Source organism: Pectinatus cerevisiiphilus, assembly GCF_004341685.1.
Taxonomy (GTDB): domain Bacteria; phylum Bacillota; class Negativicutes; order Selenomonadales; family Selenomonadaceae; genus Pectinatus; species Pectinatus cerevisiiphilus.
On sequence record NZ_SMAA01000008.1, the window covers coordinates 30,188 to 46,168 of the forward strand.

16 protein-coding genes are annotated in these 15,981 nt (G+C 38.1%); 10 read left to right on the top strand and 6 right to left on the bottom strand.

Going from position 1 to position 15,981, the window contains the following annotated elements; all coding sequences use genetic code 11:
* Positions 1-25 precede the first annotated feature (25 nt).
* The 7 genes from EDC37_RS06645 (at position 26) to EDC37_RS12655 (ending at position 5,143) form a co-directional block, all read left to right on the top strand.
* The gene (locus tag EDC37_RS06645) at positions 26-250 is read left to right on the top strand and encodes a HypC/HybG/HupF family hydrogenase formation chaperone (RefSeq protein WP_132549317.1); all 225 of its coding nucleotides are present in this window, start codon (positions 26-28) and stop codon (positions 248-250) included.
* Positions 237-1,334 (top strand): hydrogenase formation protein HypD, encoded by a 1,098-nt coding sequence (hypD, locus tag EDC37_RS06650; RefSeq protein WP_132549320.1) that lies wholly within the window; start codon positions 237-239, stop codon positions 1,332-1,334. Before EDC37_RS06645 ends, hypD begins: the two co-directional genes overlap by 14 nt.
* Entirely contained in the window at positions 1,324-2,331 is a 1,008-nt protein-coding gene (gene hypE, locus EDC37_RS06655; RefSeq protein ID WP_132549323.1) for a hydrogenase expression/formation protein HypE, read from the top strand. Before hypD ends, hypE begins: the two co-directional genes overlap by 11 nt.
* Before the next feature lie 209 nt (positions 2,332-2,540).
* Complete coding sequence (locus EDC37_RS06660) at positions 2,541-3,155, top strand: GTP pyrophosphokinase (RefSeq protein WP_132549326.1); 615 nt, start codon at positions 2,541-2,543, stop codon at positions 3,153-3,155.
* A 20-nt stretch (positions 3,156-3,175) separates the two neighbouring features.
* The gene (locus tag EDC37_RS06665; protein WP_132549329.1) at positions 3,176-3,844 is read left to right on the top strand and encodes a response regulator transcription factor; all 669 of its coding nucleotides are present in this window, start codon (positions 3,176-3,178) and stop codon (positions 3,842-3,844) included.
* A gap of 34 nt (positions 3,845-3,878) precedes the next feature.
* Positions 3,879-4,967 carry a sensor histidine kinase gene (locus EDC37_RS06670; protein ID WP_243642175.1) on the top strand — a complete coding sequence of 363 codons (1,089 nt, stop codon included), beginning with the start codon at positions 3,879-3,881 and terminating at the stop codon, positions 4,965-4,967.
* Positions 4,964-5,143: an ATP-binding protein gene (locus tag EDC37_RS12655; protein WP_424449989.1), complete on the top strand. Its 180-nt coding sequence runs from the start codon at positions 4,964-4,966 to the stop codon at positions 5,141-5,143. Before EDC37_RS06670 ends, EDC37_RS12655 begins: the two co-directional genes overlap by 4 nt.
* A 185-nt stretch (positions 5,144-5,328) precedes the next feature.
* Here the strand turns inward: EDC37_RS12655 and EDC37_RS06675 are convergent, their stop codons facing one another.
* Positions 5,329-6,618, bottom strand: coding sequence for an O-acetylhomoserine aminocarboxypropyltransferase/cysteine synthase family protein (locus EDC37_RS06675; RefSeq protein ID WP_132549332.1), 1,290 nt, complete (start codon positions 6,616-6,618; stop codon positions 5,329-5,331).
* A 750-nt stretch (positions 6,619-7,368) separates the two neighbouring features.
* On the opposite strand from EDC37_RS06675, the gene EDC37_RS06680 reads away from it, so the two are divergent.
* The 3 genes from EDC37_RS06680 (at position 7,369) to EDC37_RS06690 (ending at position 10,797) form a co-directional block, all read left to right on the top strand.
* Positions 7,369-8,691: a hypothetical protein gene (locus tag EDC37_RS06680; RefSeq protein ID WP_132549335.1), complete on the top strand. Its 1,323-nt coding sequence runs from the start codon at positions 7,369-7,371 to the stop codon at positions 8,689-8,691.
* Positions 8,692-8,938: 247 nt separating this feature from the next.
* On the top strand, positions 8,939-10,042 hold the full coding sequence (locus EDC37_RS06685) for a M48 family metallopeptidase (RefSeq protein WP_132549338.1): 1,104 nt from the start codon (positions 8,939-8,941) through the stop codon (positions 10,040-10,042).
* A 47-nt stretch (positions 10,043-10,089) separates the two neighbouring features.
* Positions 10,090-10,797: a hypothetical protein gene (locus tag EDC37_RS06690; protein ID WP_132549341.1), complete on the top strand. Its 708-nt coding sequence runs from the start codon at positions 10,090-10,092 to the stop codon at positions 10,795-10,797.
* Positions 10,798-10,896: 99 nt separating this feature from the next.
* Here the strand turns inward: EDC37_RS06690 and larB are convergent, their stop codons facing one another.
* The 5 genes from larB to secG all read right to left on the bottom strand — a co-directional run bounded on the left by larB (position 10,897) and on the right by secG (position 15,696).
* Positions 10,897-11,643, bottom strand: coding sequence for a nickel pincer cofactor biosynthesis protein LarB (larB, locus tag EDC37_RS06695; RefSeq protein ID WP_132549344.1), 747 nt, complete (start codon positions 11,641-11,643; stop codon positions 10,897-10,899).
* 56 nt (positions 11,644-11,699) lie between these two features.
* Positions 11,700-12,173: an SsrA-binding protein SmpB gene (smpB, locus tag EDC37_RS06700; RefSeq protein WP_132549347.1), complete on the bottom strand. Its 474-nt coding sequence runs from the start codon at positions 12,171-12,173 to the stop codon at positions 11,700-11,702.
* Positions 12,174-12,262: 89 nt separating this feature from the next.
* A complete protein-coding gene (rnr, locus tag EDC37_RS06705) occupies positions 12,263-14,590 on the bottom strand; it encodes a ribonuclease R (RefSeq protein WP_132549350.1) in 2,328 nt (775 codons plus the stop codon).
* Positions 14,591-14,609: 19 nt separating this feature from the next.
* Entirely contained in the window at positions 14,610-15,353 is a 744-nt protein-coding gene (locus tag EDC37_RS06710) for an alpha/beta hydrolase (RefSeq protein WP_132549353.1), read from the bottom strand.
* A gap of 130 nt (positions 15,354-15,483) precedes the next feature.
* Positions 15,484-15,696, bottom strand: coding sequence for a preprotein translocase subunit SecG (gene secG / locus EDC37_RS06715; protein WP_132549523.1), 213 nt, complete (start codon positions 15,694-15,696; stop codon positions 15,484-15,486).
* Positions 15,697-15,981 lie beyond the last annotated feature (285 nt).

Sequence of the window (15,981 nt, forward strand, 5' to 3'; positions counted from 1 at the left end):
ACGCAGTTAAAAAGGAGCGATATAGATGTGTCTTGCTGTTCCCGCAAAGATTATAGAAAAAGATAATATGATGGCTACTGTGGATGTTGAAGGTATACAGCGGCAAATAAGCTTAATGCTTTTACCTGATGCGCAGCTGGGGGATTTCATTCTCATGCATGCCGGTTTTGCCATTCAGAAAATTGATGAAGAAGAAGCAAATTATACAGCACAGCTGCTGAAAGAGGTCGCGCAAGATGGTGAAGGCTGAGATAAGTAGAAAAGCAGCAGATTTTTTTTTGAAAAATATTGATATGCTCATAGAAAAACCTGTGCGTTTTATGGAGGTCTGTGGTACCCATACGGTATCTATTTTCCGGTCAGGAATAAGGCAGATGCTGCCAGAGAAAGTGGAACTGGTCAGCGGCCCGGGCTGTCCTGTATGCGTTACCCCTAATGACTATATGGATACGGCTATTGCTTATGCTAAAAATGAAAACGTAATTATCGCTACCTTTGGCGATATGTTAAAAGTGCCGGGAACAAGTACGAGTTTATATGCTGTAAAAGCAGCGGGCGCGGATGTACGTATTGTTTATTCACCGCTTGACGCTTTACAGTTAGCGGTGGGCGAACCTGCTAAAAAAGTAATTTTTCTTGCTGTCGGTTTTGAAACGACGGCGCCTTTAACAGCAGCTACTATTCAGGCGGCACAAAATCAGGCAATAGAGAATTTTTTTGTTTTGTCTGCACATAAATGGACAAATGAAGCCTTAAACGCATTATTAAGTGATCCAGAGATAAAGGTGGACGGTTTTTTGCTGCCGGGCCATGTTTGTGTGATAACAGGCGAAGAACCTTTTCATTTTGTTGCTGAAAAATACAAAAAACCAGCGGTGGTAGCCGGCTTTGAGGCGTTGGACATCCTTCAGGCTGTCTATATGCTTGCTAAACAGGTACATGCTGGACAGGCGAAAGTAGAAAATGCGTATAAGCGTGTGGTAAAAACGCAGGGAAATCCTGCCGCCCAGGAAATGATGGCCGCAGTTTTCCAAAAAACGGCGGCTAATTGGCGTGGTCTGGGAAAAATAGAAAATTCTGGCATGGCAGTAAATGAGAACTATGCAAGATATGATGCATTGCGCAGTATTCCTGTGCAAAAAGAGTTGTCGAAAGAAAATCCGGCTTGCCGCTGTGGTGAAGTATTAAAGGGCAATATCCGACCTGTGCAATGTCCTTTATTTAAAAAAATATGTACGCCGGAGCACCCGGCTGGAGCCTGTATGGTTTCTGTCGAAGGCACATGCCATGCATGGTATAAATATGGACAGGGGAGGTATCACTATGGAAGATAAGTTTATCACTATGGCTCACGGGGCAGGTGGCGCTAAAAGCCAAGAGTTGGTTGCGGAGATAATGATGCCTGCCTTTGATAACAAATATCTGCGGCAAATGCACGATGGTGCTAAGCTTTCTGTCAAAAATAATATCGCTTTTACTACTGATTCTTATGTAGTGGAACCTTTGTTTTTCAATGGTGGCAATATCGGTAAGCTGGCTGTTTGTGGTACAGTAAACGATTTGGCGATGACAGGGGCTGTGCCGAAATACATATCTGTGGGAATGATTTTGGAGGAAGGCTTTCCTGTAAGTGAGCTGCGTTCTATTGTTGATACGATGCGGCAGGCAGCAGATGAGGCCGGTGTTTATATTGTCACAGGTGATACAAAGGTAGTAAATAAAAATAACGGCGATGGTATTTTTATTAATACGGCAGGTATTGGTGAATTGATTGAGGGGTGTGATATTGCACCGCAGAATGTGAAGCCGGGGATGGATATTATAGTCAGCGGGTATCTGGGTGACCATGCGGCGGCAATTATGGCATTAAGGCATAAATTGCAATTACCGGATACGTTGAAAAGTGATTGTGCCCCTTTAAATAAACTTGTAGCTAAAATACTAAAAGCCGCACCTGGTATTGCGGCCTTGCGCGATGCTACCCGCGGTGGAGCCGCAGCAGTGCTTAATGAGATCGCCGGGCAGGCAGGAGTAGGTATGCTTATCGACGAGGAATGCCTGCCTGTTCGTAGGGAAGTAAGGGGGTTTTGCGATATTTTGGGATTTGATCCAATGTATCTTGCCAATGAAGGCAAGATGCTTATCTTTGCCAATAAAGCTGACACTGCTAAAATACTTGCTGTTATGCATGCGGACGAATACGGTAAAAATGCATGCGTAATAGGCAGCACCAATGATACTGCTCCGGGTGAGGTAGGCTTGCGTACAAACATTGGCGGCATCAGGATTATTGATATGCCTGCCGGTGAGCAGATACCGCGTATTTGCTAAGATTGAATAACAGAGAATCTTTGCCCATAAAATTTAAGAGAAGCCACTTCGTTTATCTATAATTGTTTGGTAAACGAAGTGGTTTTTGTTTTAGTTTTACTTATTAGCAAGTCATTTTTAAATTATTACCATTTTTTTACCGGTAATAACTAAAGTCCGAATATGATATAATAAACTAAATAAAGGAAAATGAGGTGAAAAGTAAAAAAATGCCCGATAATATATATGGAAAATACTATCCGATTTTGAAAAACGTTTTAGACGATCTTGTTGGGCGTATTCAGCAGTATAATAAAGAAGAAAAAGAAAAAAGTGGAGAAATGGCCTATGAACATTTACTCTACCGTATTAAAACGCATGACAGTATGGTAGAGAAATGCAATCGCAAGGGACTGCCTGAAATACCTTGCTCGGCTCTTCGTGATATAAGGGATGCTATCGGCATCCGTATTGTCTGTCGTTTTATTGATGATATTTATGTGAATGTAGCACGTATAAAAGAAATGCAGGACTGCCGCGTTATACAGGAAAAAGATTATATTAAGCATGTGAAACCAAACGGCTATCGCAGTTACCATATGATTGTTGAACTTACAGAACCTTATGAAGATGTGAACGGAATTAAACCAGGACATTTTTTTGCAGAGATCCAGATACGGACTATTGCCATGGATTCATGGGCTAGTCTGGAACATCAGATGAAATATAAGCATGATATAAAAAACCAGGAAATGATAGTGCGGGAATTGAAACGTTGCGCCGATGAACTGGCGGCTTGTGATGTATCAATGCAGACTATCCGAAATTTTATTCACGCTAAATAATATTTTGAGGAGAGTGAACAATGAAGATATTGCTGGCAGAAGATGAACATGACATGTCGTCTGCGCTAGTTGCTGTTTTGAACCATTCTGGTTATGAGGTGGATGCAGTATATGATGGAAAAGCAGCAGTGGCAAAGGCACAGCAAAATATTTACGACTGCATGATTTTTGATATTATGATGCCTAAGATGGATGGCGTTGATGCATTGAAATATTTGCGCGGCAGTGGAGATGTGACGCCTGTTATCATGTTGACGGCAAAAGCAGAAATAGACGACCGCATAACAGGCCTTGACGCAGGCTCAGACGATTATTTGACAAAGCCTTTTGCCATAGGGGAGTTGTTGGCTCGCATACGCTCGATAGTGCGGCGTACTAATACTTTTACACCGCAGAAACTTTCTGTCGGTGATGTTGTGTTGGATTTAGAGGAACAGGAGCTGTCCTGTAAAAATTCTATTCGGGTAGGTAACAAAGAAACAAAACTGATGAAGTTTTTTATGCTTAACTTTGGTAAAGAGCTAGATATAGATACGATTTTCACACATATTTGGAAGAATGAAATAAATGTGGATAAGACTATTGTACGTATCTATGTGTCTTATTTACAGGAAAAGTTAGAATCCATAAACGCTAATATTCAGATTAAAGAAAATACGGGAGAAAAATTTTTATTGTTAAAATTATAGTGTTAAATATTAATGAAGGCGGATGGTATGGTTCATGAATATGATAAAGAATCTGCGCCGGAAATTTATTCTGGCGGCCACGGCGGCTGTTGTTATTATTGTTGTGGGCGCATTAGGCTTGATTAATACAATTGTATATATGCGTATGCATGTTCAGATCGAATCAATCCTTTCCTATATTTCCCAAAATGGTGGGCGGGTTCCGCTGGAAAAGACACCGCATGGCAGCAGTTGGTTTGGCGATACGGACTGGTCGGACGACACACCAGAATTTTCATACCAAACTCGTTTTTTTAGTGTTTTGGTAAATCCAGAAGGCTATGTAGAGAACATTAATATCAAAAACATTGCCGCTTTCACAGAGGACGAGGCTATTCAATATGCACGTTCTACCGTCCAGGAGGGAAAGTCCAGAGGTTTTTTTAAAAAAGGGCGAGCCAGTTATGCTTATATGATTACAAAGGACCAGACGGGCAATTTCCTTATCGTCATCATGGATTATACCCGTGATATAGGTGCCGTTGCGTCTTTTGTACGCTATTCGGTTTCCTTTGGCTTTATTTGCATCTTGTTGTATATTTTTGTTTTCGTTGCTTTATGTAATATGGCAGTTAAGCCTTTTGTCCGTAATATGGAAAACCAGAAACGTTTTATTACTAATGCGGGACATGAATTAAAGACACCTATTGCCATTATTTCGGCCAATACTGAGGCCATGGAATTTATCAATGGGAAAAATCAGTGGACTGGTAATATTTTAAAACAAGTCCAACGTTTGTCAAAATTGATAAATGACCTCATCATGTTGTCCAAAATGGAGGAACGCTCTCAACTTGACCTTACTATTACCAAAATCAATATGGCTGAAACAGTAACCGCTGTGGCAGAGTCATTCCGACAAATGGCAGCTGACCAGGGGAAGAAGTTGGTTTGTCATATCACGCCGATGGTTTATGTCAATGCTGATGCAAAATGTGTCTACGAACTTGTGAACATCCTTGTGGATAATGCCGTAAAATACTGCGATGACAAAGGAGTTATAGATATAAACCTCAAGAAGGGGAAAAAAATACTGGCGCTATTATTGCCATTACCAATACTTATGCAGAGGGAGCAGCTATAGATTATTCCCGCTTTTTTGAACGGTTTTATCGCGGTGATACATCACACAGCAATGAAAAAAAGGGATATGGTATAGGTTTATCCATGGCAGAAGAATTGGTACACCTCATCAAAGGAAAAATAGGTGTATCTTATGCAGCTGGCATGATTACCTTTACTGTAAAAATCGAATGCTAGCGTATTTTTATAAAATAAATGGTTCCAATTATTCTCACCACATTTGTAAAAAAATAATGTCAGAGTAAGCTTGAATTTTTGCTTACCCCAACATTTAGTATAGAACCAATAAAAAAGCAGCAGGATTAATTTCCTGCTGCGGGAGATTTGGGAATTTACATTAACTATCGATAATGAAGAATATTTTAGACAGCGTCGAAGGCTTGACTCAAATCCCAGATAATATCGTCAATATGTTCAGTACCTATTGATAAACGAACGGTAGAAGGTGTAATACCGCTTTGTGCCAGTTCTTCAGCACTCATTTGTGAATGTGTGGTGCTTGCAGGATGGATGACGAGTGATTTTACGTCAGCTACGTTAGCAAGCAATGAGAAAATTTTTAAATGATCGATGAATTTGCGGGCTTCCTTTTCTCCACCTTTTATTTCGAAAGTAAAGATTGATATACCACCGTTAGGAAAATATTTTTTATAAAGCGCGTGATCTGGATGGTCAGGAAGGGAAGGATGGTTAACTTTTGCAACTTTAGGATGCTTGCTTAAAAAGTCTACTACCTTGAGTGAATTTTCTACATGACGTTCTACACGTAATGATAAAGTTTCTGTACCCTGTAATAATAAAAATGCATTAAATGGTGAAAGTGTTGCACCTGTATCGCGCAGAAGTAAAGCACGTAAATAAACGGCAAAAGCTGGAGCACCAATATCTTTAGCAAAACTTATACCATGATAGCTGACATTTGGTTCAACTAAATGCGGGAATTTACCAGAAGCTGCCCAGTCAAATTTACCGCTGTCCACTACAACACCACCTAATGTAGTACCATGACCGCCAATGAATTTTGTGGCAGAATGTACAACTATATCAGCACCATAATCGAAAGGTTTTACTTGATAAGGTGTAGCAAATGTACTATCAACAACGAGAGGAATTTTATGTTTATGAGCTACAGCAGCTAATTTTTCGATATCAATAAGATTAGCATTAGGATTACCTACTGTTTCGATAAATATTAAACGGGTATTTTCTTTAACAGCAGCATCAAAAGCATCTATTCCCTTTGTTGGGTCAACGAAAGTTGTTGTTATACCGCGATCTGGTAAAGTATGTTCCAAAAAGTTATATGTACCGCCATAAATAGTGGTGGCAGCTACGATATGATGTCCTGCATGTGCTAATCCTTGAAAAGCATATGCTACGGCAGCAGCACCTGATGCTACTGCAAGAGCAGCTACACCGCCTTCTAAAGCAGCTATACGTCTTTCAAATATATCTTCAGTAGTGTTTGTCAAACGGCCATAAATGTTTCCTGCATCCCTGAGACCAAAACGGTCACTTGCATGTTGGCTGTTTTTAAAAACATAAGATGTCGTTTGATAAATAGGTACGGCTCTCGAGTCTGTTGCCGGATCTGCTTCTTCTTGTCCTACATGAAGCTGTAATGTTTCAAATTTATACTGATGCTCACTCATATTAATTACCTCTTTTTTAGTATTTTTAATAATTATTATTAAACAATGGGAAATGGAAATAACCAGAAATCAATAGAATAAATAGATTTGTTTATTTTAACCTCCCTCATTGGACATACGTGATTGGATAATATGCATAATAGGAATATATTTTCTGGCCGAGAGAAAATATTTTAGAAGGACAATGCCATTATCCCATCAATTAATTTTAGTAAAACATTTAAGATCATAATAACTGACTAAAACACATTATATAAATATTATAATAAAGAATACCCTGTGTTACAAGAAAAAGGTCAAAGTATGCCGTCTGCACACTTTGACCTTTAGTTTTCTAATTAGTCAGATGTAATCATGTAAGAATATGCTAACATACATTTGGGAAGCTGTCAATAGAAATATGAATTCAAAGTATATCAGTTGCATAAGGATTAAAAAAAATGTAGTTTCGGTATTATGCAAATGTTTTATTGAAGATTAATTTTTTAGAAAGTATATTACTAATCTTGACAAAAACAAGAGTAATTATCTTAAAACTACTATAGGACGTTATGATTACAGTCCAGCTTTTAACATAGATAAAGCCACTTATACTTATTTTTGTTTGAATGTCGTTCTCAGTTTTATAAGGCATCACATACATTTCTGTGAAATAATTGTTGCATAAAGGATAAATAATTAGTAAGATTTTATACATAGATTTAGAAATTATGGCAATCAATAATTGTAATGCAAAAGGAAAGACAATATATGCTCACAATAGGTGTTATCAGCGCATCTGCCGCGTCTGCGCTGCATATGATAGCAGTTGCTGAAAATATGCTGGGGAAAAAGACGTATATATATAAACCATATATTTATAAAAATTTAGAAGAGCTTAAAAATATTTTTAAGCAGCACTGTGTACATATTAGCGGTTGGCTTTTTACAGGGCCTAATCCCTATTATGTGGTAAAAAAATACCTCAAACCAGATTATAATGCAGTTTGCAGTACAATTTCCGGCAATGAAATATATAAATATTTACTTGAGTATTTATATCAAAATATGGGTAATTCTTTAAGAATATCTATAGATTGTCCTATACAGGATTTTCAGATTTTTAGGGAAGCTTTGGAACAACTCAGTATTCCCCATAAGGATTTATTTTTGCAACAATATGCATTGGATGACAATATTAGTAAAATTGTAAAAAATCATCAACAGTTATGGGATTCTCATAAAATAGATATAGTTTTTACTACGCTGCACGCTGTCCATGTTGAAATGAACAAACTGGCTATTCCCTGTACGCGCATAGAAGTCGGCATAAATTCATGGCGTCAGGCGATAATGCTTTTGGAAGAAAAATTGACTGGATTTCATTTTCGTGAAAGCCAGCTTGGTATTATCTGCATAAAAATAAGAAATTATGATAATTTTGTAAGTGATTTAGGCAATTATTATAAAGTGCAAAAAATAGAGTTATTACTCAAGAGTAACATAATTGATCTCTGCCAAAAAATAGATGGTTATCTTGTAGAAAAGGGTAATGGTTTTTATGAGATATTTACTTCCCGCGGTTCTATTGAAAGATACAATGAGGAAATAAAAAGTTTTGTAGATGAAGTTTGTATTACTCATCGTATTCATATTCTCTGTGGTATTGGTTTAGCTGCTACAGTTTTTGATGCACAGTTAAATGCCCATAAAGCACTTGCCAATGAATGTATTAGTGATAAAAATTCTATTTGTATTATTGACGAGGGAAATATAATAGAACACTTTGCTACAAAAAATGAATTGCATTATGCGGTAGAAACGGATAGACCTTTTCTCACAGAAAAATTAAAGGAAGCAGGAGTGAGTATCCAAACTTATAACCGCATTATTTTCATCATGGAAAAGATGGCTATAACGACTTTTTCCGCAATGCAGCTTGCCCAGCATTTAAACGTGACAATTCGCAATATCCAAAGAATCCTTACTGGCCTGAAAAAAGCTGGTCTCATAATTGAAGTTGGGCAGGAAACACTGAATAAACGAGGCAGGCCAACAAAAATATATCGTTTTGTTGAATGTAAAAATCTGTAATTTAAAAAAATTTAGCGTTACCAAGAAGATTATTTATTTTCATTTGTAAATTTATTTAATGTCATTAATTATTATAGAAAGATATATATTTTACTAGGCCGTATATGTTGAATTGGGTTATAAGAGACTGTATAATTTATGTAAAGATTGATTTAAAATAGCGTAAATATTTAGCTATATTTAGATTATACATATGCATTATGAACTGGATTATTTTTTGATGCAGAATGCCAAGGAGGTTTATATTATGCATTGGAAAAAAGAAATGAAAGTGAAGAGGGCATTAGTTTTTACAGCATTTTTTGCATTGTCTGTTAATTTTGCGGCGATGCCTTCTGTCCATGCACTTGATCTCAATAATTTGGGCGGGGCGCTCATCGGAGTGGCAGCCCAATATGCTAAACTCAACAGCACTGTGAATTATTGTGATGATCAGGGGCGGGGTGAATATTTTGATCAAATGAAAAATCAATACGGTGTTGATCCTGATCCTACTAAGAATGCTATTTTAGATGATATAATGACTAGATTATCAGCATCAATTGCGCAAAGTGATCCTAGTATAAATGAAAAGCCATATAATTATTTTGTTAATCCTGATAAGACGTTTAATGCTTTTTGTTCACTGGGACATAATCTCAGTGTAAATTCGGGACTTTTTGATCTGCTGAATAATAATGAAAATGAAATAGCTTTTGTTGTAGGACATGAAATGACACATGGGCAGAAAAATCATGTAAAAAAAGGAATACAAAAATCATTGCCGATAAGTCTAATTGCCAGTATTTGGGGCTCACAAGCTGGTAGTACATTGGAAATAGTGGGTATAGACATATTGGCTAAACAGGCTGATGCTAGTATTGTTACTAAACCACAGGAATGGCAGGCTGATAATACGGGCTTTGAGTATGCTGTTGGTGCCGGATATAATCCGGGAGCTGGGGCTGCTGTTTGGCAAAGGTTTATAGAAAAGATGGGGCAGGATAGATCAAATTTTGTCGGCGAAATTTTTTCACCGTCTGATCATCCTTCTGAACCAGATCGGCGAGATAATTATGCAAAAAAGATTACGTCTTTTAGTAATAACCATATAGTTGTCACTGATGGGGTCGTCAAGGTGAATGGCAAGGAATTTATGCATGCAGCTGATTCTGATACAATGAGTGCGCAAGAACGCGCGTATTTAATAGGCGGTGCATTAGCGGCAGTATATCACAATAGTGCTACTGCACCAAATGCGTATGCTGGTTCAAATGGGTATCTTTATATGGGAAACCAGGATATATGTCTGCCTATAGCAGGTGAGGATAATGTGTGGGCATTAGCTGATAGGTTGAATACGTTAAAATAATTTTTTAGTTTTAAGCATGGTTAACCTAAGAGAAATGGGGCAAAATTTTGAAAAAATTTAATCGTAATGTATTATTGGTAATGGTTATTCTTATCTGTGGAATATTTTTTTATTCGGCAAAGGGCTTCACTTTTTTTAATACTGATGTGCAGGAATCGTTGGTGCTTTTCACACAAATAAATTTAAAGAATGATTTTACGGATGCTGCTAAAATCGGCATGGGTGACAGTACAGTACAGGCTGATTGGCAGAGTAATTACCAAAGATTAAATCAGCAATATTTTAAAAATGAGTTTCGTGGTCAATTACCTGATGAAAAAATAAAGCAATTGATGGACGCGGAGCTTACCATGAATAAGCGAAGAAAAATACAAGTGGATGATATAAAAGTAGATGGAGATACTGCTTCTGCGACTGTTTCGATAAGTAAAGTAAACTATAGTGATATTGTTGATAATGCCGTAAAAAATGTGAAGGATACAGAAGCCAGTAATGGTACGCTTTCGGCAGAAGACTTTTCCGCAGCTTTGGCAGATGAGTTAATTAAAGGGTTTAATGATGCAGCACCTACGGACGATATGACAAGTTTTTCTGTGGATGTGAAAAAAGTTTTAATAAATAATTCAGCTGATAAGTCGGCTAATTCGGCAAATTGGCTGGCAATGTATGTTATTCCTAAAATAGCGGGGCATTGCTGGTATCCGCAAGATGTGGATGATTTTTTTGGAAAGCTAAGTAAGGCAATAGAAAGTTAAATGCAGGGAAAATAAAAAGACGAGGACAGCTTTAAGGCTGACACTCGTCTTTTGGTATATAATACTATAATTGTCTTGTTAAACGGGTATACATTTTAATTATTTATCGTAGGCCATTTTATTGATTTGTGCCGATAGATAACCAGCTCCATAACCATTGTCGATGTTTACCACAGCAACTCCGTTCGCACATGAATTGATCATTGTTAGCAATGCCGAAAGACCGTGCATATTTGCACCGTAACCTACAGATGTGGGAACTGCAATAACAGGTTTAGCAACTAGGCCACCGAGAACGCTGGCCAGCGCCCCTTCCATGCCAGCAACAGCTATAATGCAATTAGCTGCTTGAATGATATCAAGGCGCGCTAAAAGGCGGTGCAGTCCGGAGACACCAACATCGTAAATCCTTTCTACCTGAGAGCCAAAGAATTCCGCTGTTTGCGCAGCTTCCTCAGCAACAGCAATATCAGCAGTTCCTGCTGTGCACACAGCAATATTTCCCAAGTGGGGTTTGTCGGTGCTTTCTATCTTAATTATTTTTGCTAAAGGATCATATTGAGCTTTTGGATAGCTTTTTTTGATTAAAGCGTACTGTTGCGCGGATGCTCTTGTACCAAGTACTTCCCCCTCGTTTTCGTACAGCTGGGCGAAAATACTTTGTAAGTGTTCATCTGTTTTACCATTGCAAAAAATGACTTCAGCGAAACCAGTGCGCAATTTCCTGTGTGTGTCCAGCTTCGCATATCCCATATCTTCAAATGGTTTACGACGAAATATCTGCTCTGCTGCATCAACAGATATTTCCCCATTTTTTACTTTTGTTAACAATTCGTGTGTATTCATGATGTTGCTCCTCATTAAAAAGACAATTTCTGAATATATTTGAAGTAGTTTAGAGCTTAATATTTTTGTCTTTCTTTTAAGGCTCTGTCTATTTCACGTTTAGCTGTTTTTTCAGCTATGGCTTGACGCTTATCATAGTTTTTCTTACCGGAGGCGAGGGCAAGTTCTACCTTCGCTTTACCCCGGGCAAAATATATTTTTAAAGGAATAAGCGTAAGTCCTTTTTCTTTTGTCTTGCTAAATAGCCGCGTAATTTCAGCTTTGTGAAGCAGTAGTTTTCTGGTTCGTAAGGGATCATGGTTAAAAATGTTACCATGTTCATAGGGACTTATATGCACATTTTCTAGCACAGCTTCCCCATTCCTTATAAAGGCAAAACTGTCTTTTAAATTTGCCCTTCCTGCGCGCAGCGATTTTACTTCTGTGCCCACAAGAGCCAAGCCTGCTTCGAATGTTTCATGAATGAAGTAGTCGTGGCGTGCTTTTCTATTTTCGCAGACTATTTTTATTTTAGAGTTCTTTTGACCCATTGTTATATTCCTTTCCTGCATTTATTAAGTTCCAGAACTACCGAAAAGAGAACATAAGTAGGTTATTTCGGCAGCGGAAAGATTTTGTGTCATTTGTGCGTGGATTTTCTCTTGCCTTTTTTGAAGTTATTTGTACCGGAGCTGTGTCTTCTGGTATTTTTTTTATGCGAATTTGTGCTTTTAGTGGTTCCTGTTTTAGCAGTTCCCGCTTTGGCTTTTTCTGTTTTACTGGTTTTATGGTTATTGTTGACAGACTTGTAATTTACTTGGTTGTAAACGCCATTATCTTTTAAAATAAAATCTATCATACGTTCTTTTATATCGGCACGCATAAGGATAACATTAACGACATCCCCAATTTTGTAAGATGTATTAGTCCGGCGTCCAATTAGAGCGTATTTTTTTTCGATATATTCGTAATAGTCGTTGACCATACTGGATACATGAACCAATCCTTCTACGCCATTGTCTAGTTCTACAAATATACCAAAGGCCGTAACACCGCTTATAACACCGCTAAATTCATCACCAACAAAACGCGCCATATATTCGATCTTTTTCATGTCAACGGTATCGCGTTCCGCATCTGTAGCCACACGTTCACGAATAGAAGAACTCAGGGCAATTTCGGGAAGCAGCTTTTTTAGCTGTTCTGTACGGGCGGTTGAAATCTTTCCGGTAGGCAGAATCTCAGTGAGCAGCCTATGCACTATAAGATCCGGATAACGGCGGATTGGTGAAGTGAAATGGGTATAATATTTTGCCGCGAGACCAAAATGGCCAAAATTTTCTTCACAATAACGTGCTTGCTGCATTGTTCTTAGGGCTACTGAAGAAATTATCTTTTCTTCTGGCTTGCCGCTGACTTTTTCTAAAACATGCTGTATAGCTTTGGGATTTATTGAATCAGTTTCCGTATCCTTATTTATATGCAGATTAAAGGCTGACAGAAGATCGTTGAGTGAATCAATTTTTTCTTTGTCAGGTTGTTCATGTATTCGATAAATAAACGGAGTTTTTTTCATAAACATATGTTTAGCCACTGTTTCATTGGCTGCGAGCATACATTCTTCTATAATGGATTCACCCAATGAGCCTGTACGTTTCAAAAGAGCAATAGGAAGTCCTTTGCTATCTAATTTTACTTTAATTTCGGGAATATTAAAATCTATCGAACCACGGATATTACGCTGTTTTTTTAATATATTGCGTATTTCCAGTAATGGATTCAAAAGGGGCAGCAGATCAGCATTAGCATCGATTGTTTCTTTATCTTTGTCAACGAGGATTTTGTTGACAATATCGTAGGTGAGCCGTCTGTAAACGTGAATGACCGTTGGTAAAATTTTGTAAGAAACGATTTTACCATTGCTGTCTATTTCCATTTCTGCGGCCATTGACAATCTGTCTTCCCCGGCATTTAAGCTGCAGATGCCATTGCATAAACGGGTAGGCAGCATAGGGATAACCCTGTCTGCCAGGTAAACACTAGTACCTCTTTTGCGGGCCTCTAGATCTAGTGGCGAGTTTTCGCGTACATAATGACTGACATCAGCGATATAAACGCCTAAGAAAAAATTCCCGTTATCAAGTTTTTTTGCATAAACACCATCGTCAAGATCTTTGGCATCTTCACCATCTACTGTGATAATCTTTAAATCGCGGCGATCTGTTCTTTGTTTATAATCCTTTTCTTGAACGGTAAGGGGAATTTTCTTTGCAGCTTTTTTAACTTCTTCTGGAAAGTCCAAGGGTAATTCATATTGGTGGATTACTGAAAGAATATCAATGCCGGGATCATCAATTTTCCCCAATACTTCTATAATTTTTCCTTCGGGATTTTGTCTTTTTTTCGGCCATCTTGTTATTTGGACAACTACCTTTGTGCCAATAGCAGCACCATTGAAGTTGCGTTTGTGGATAAAAACATCCTGCGTTAGTTTTTTATCATCTGGCGTGACAAAACCGAAAGAGGTACTTTTTTCAAAGGTACCTACTATTTGTTTATTGGCATGTTCCAGGATGCGAATGACTTCTCCTTCGCGGGAACGTCCGTTGAGGCTGCTGTCATTCAAGCGGGCAATAACTTTGTCGTTATTCATTGAGCAGTTGAGCAGGGTGGGCGGAATAAAAACGTCTCCCTTTTCCGCTTCGCGCGGATCATCCGGTATAATGAAGCCAAATCCCTTGCTGTTCATAGACAGGTGGCCGACGACCAGATTCATTTGGGATGGAAGACCGCAAAGATCGTTGCGGTTGCGGACTATAAGCCCGCGGCTTTCCATGTCATCAAGTACAGAAAACAATTGTATTAATTCTTCATTGTTTAATGTCAATCCGTTGGCTATATCTTCTTCACTTACAGGGCGTGAGGCTTGATTTTCCATAAAGTCTAAAACACGTTCTTGTAGTTGCATAATCTCTCCTATTAATATCTTAAGTACGCTTAAGCATGAATTTTTCTATTTCTTTGAAAACAGTTTCTTTTTCCATATCCAGAATCACCAGATGTCCAGATTTTTCTAACTGTAAAATTTTCTTATGAATGCTTTTTATTTTACTGTAAATATATTGTCCGCTCCTGTTATCAACTGTACGGTCATTTTTGCTTTGCACAATAAGTGTCGGGACAGTTACTTTGTCCAAGTTATTCTTTAAATGACGTATACAATCAAGCAATTCATGAACACATATAAGTGGCATTTTTTTGTAACTGATATTGTAATACTCAGGTATTGTTGGAAATTTACGCCGCATCTTAGGCACATATACATTCTTGGACAGCTGGCGTGAGGGTAGAAGGTTAAGACCTCTTTCTGCACTGATAAATACAGGGGTGCTTAGGGAGACAACTTTTTCAACAGGTAAATTTGTGCTTAAAATAAGAGCGAGCGCTCCGCCCATTGATAAGCCGATAACTGATATGGACGAGCAGCGTCCTTTTAAAAGATAATAGCCGTCGCAGACTGAGTGATACCAATCTTTCCAACTGGTACGTGCCATGTCTGAAGGAGTGGTACCATGTCCAGCTAAGCGGATTCCCATAACGGTGTAACCGAGACGGTTCAGATATTTTCCCAATAGCAACATTTCGGCAGGTGTACCGGTAAAGCCATGTATGAGGAGTACGCCGTGTTTTCCACCGGGAAGAAAGAAGGGCTCAGCACCATGTAAAATCATAATATATCCTCCAAAGGTTTTATTCTACGGAAGAACTTTTGTGATGTGTTTTTAGTAGTTAAATTGGTAAATAAGGAAATTTGGTTCTGTTAATAAAAAATGTTCTCTATCACACGATAGAGAACATTTTTTATGCAGTCATCTTAGCTATTATTATCGTTAAGATGCCGAACAGAATAGCAAACAGCACGGTCACCTTCGCCATAAGAGCATCAAGACCTCTTGCCTTAGTGCTGAAGACTGTGTCTGTCTCACCGGAAAGACCGCCCATACCGGCACTCTTTCCTTCCTGCATAAGAACTGAAACGATCAGCCCAATCGCGATAATCGCATCTATTATCATTAAAATAGTTAATTTCAAACAATAACCCTCCTAATGAGCAATGTTTAATATCTATCACATAGTTATACTTTATTTTAGCATGTTGACATATATTTGTCTATAATAGGAAATTTTCTGCGGGCAACATGGAGAAAATAAAAAAGAACTGTCACACACATCACAAGCTTGATTGAAAATACAAACCATCTATTAAGTAGTATTAAAACGTTCTATAAGGGTTTACAGAATAAACGTTTTATAAGGGTTATATTACATAGTAGATACTTTTGCAAATTCATTAAGCGA

Coding starts and splice junctions, on each gene's coding strand:
- hypD (WP_132549320.1), top strand. CDS start 237: ATGGTGAAGGCTGAGATAAGTAGAAAAGCAGCAGATTTTTTTTTGAAA.
- EDC37_RS06685 (WP_132549338.1), top strand. CDS start 8,939: ATGCATTGGAAAAAAGAAATGAAAGTGAAGAGGGCATTAGTTTTTACA.
- EDC37_RS06645 (WP_132549317.1), top strand. CDS start 26: ATGTGTCTTGCTGTTCCCGCAAAGATTATAGAAAAAGATAATATGATG.
- EDC37_RS06710 (WP_132549353.1), bottom strand. CDS start 15,353: ATGATTTTACATGGTGCTGAGCCCTTCTTTCTTCCCGGTGGAAAACAC.
- larB (WP_132549344.1), bottom strand. CDS start 11,643: ATGAATACACACGAATTGTTAACAAAAGTAAAAAATGGGGAAATATCT.
- secG (WP_132549523.1), bottom strand. CDS start 15,696: ATGATAATAGATGCGATTATCGCGATTGGGCTGATCGTTTCAGTTCTT.
- EDC37_RS06665 (WP_132549329.1), top strand. CDS start 3,176: ATGAAGATATTGCTGGCAGAAGATGAACATGACATGTCGTCTGCGCTA.
- EDC37_RS06660 (WP_132549326.1), top strand. CDS start 2,541: ATGCCCGATAATATATATGGAAAATACTATCCGATTTTGAAAAACGTT.
- EDC37_RS06675 (WP_132549332.1), bottom strand. CDS start 6,618: ATGAGTGAGCATCAGTATAAATTTGAAACATTACAGCTTCATGTAGGA.
- rnr (WP_132549350.1), bottom strand. CDS start 14,590: ATGCAACTACAAGAACGTGTTTTAGACTTTATGGAAAATCAAGCCTCA.
- smpB (WP_132549347.1), bottom strand. CDS start 12,173: ATGGGTCAAAAGAACTCTAAAATAAAAATAGTCTGCGAAAATAGAAAA.
- EDC37_RS06670 (WP_243642175.1), top strand. CDS start 3,879: ATGAATATGATAAAGAATCTGCGCCGGAAATTTATTCTGGCGGCCACG.
- EDC37_RS06680 (WP_132549335.1), top strand. CDS start 7,369: ATGCTCACAATAGGTGTTATCAGCGCATCTGCCGCGTCTGCGCTGCAT.
- hypE (WP_132549323.1), top strand. CDS start 1,324: ATGGAAGATAAGTTTATCACTATGGCTCACGGGGCAGGTGGCGCTAAA.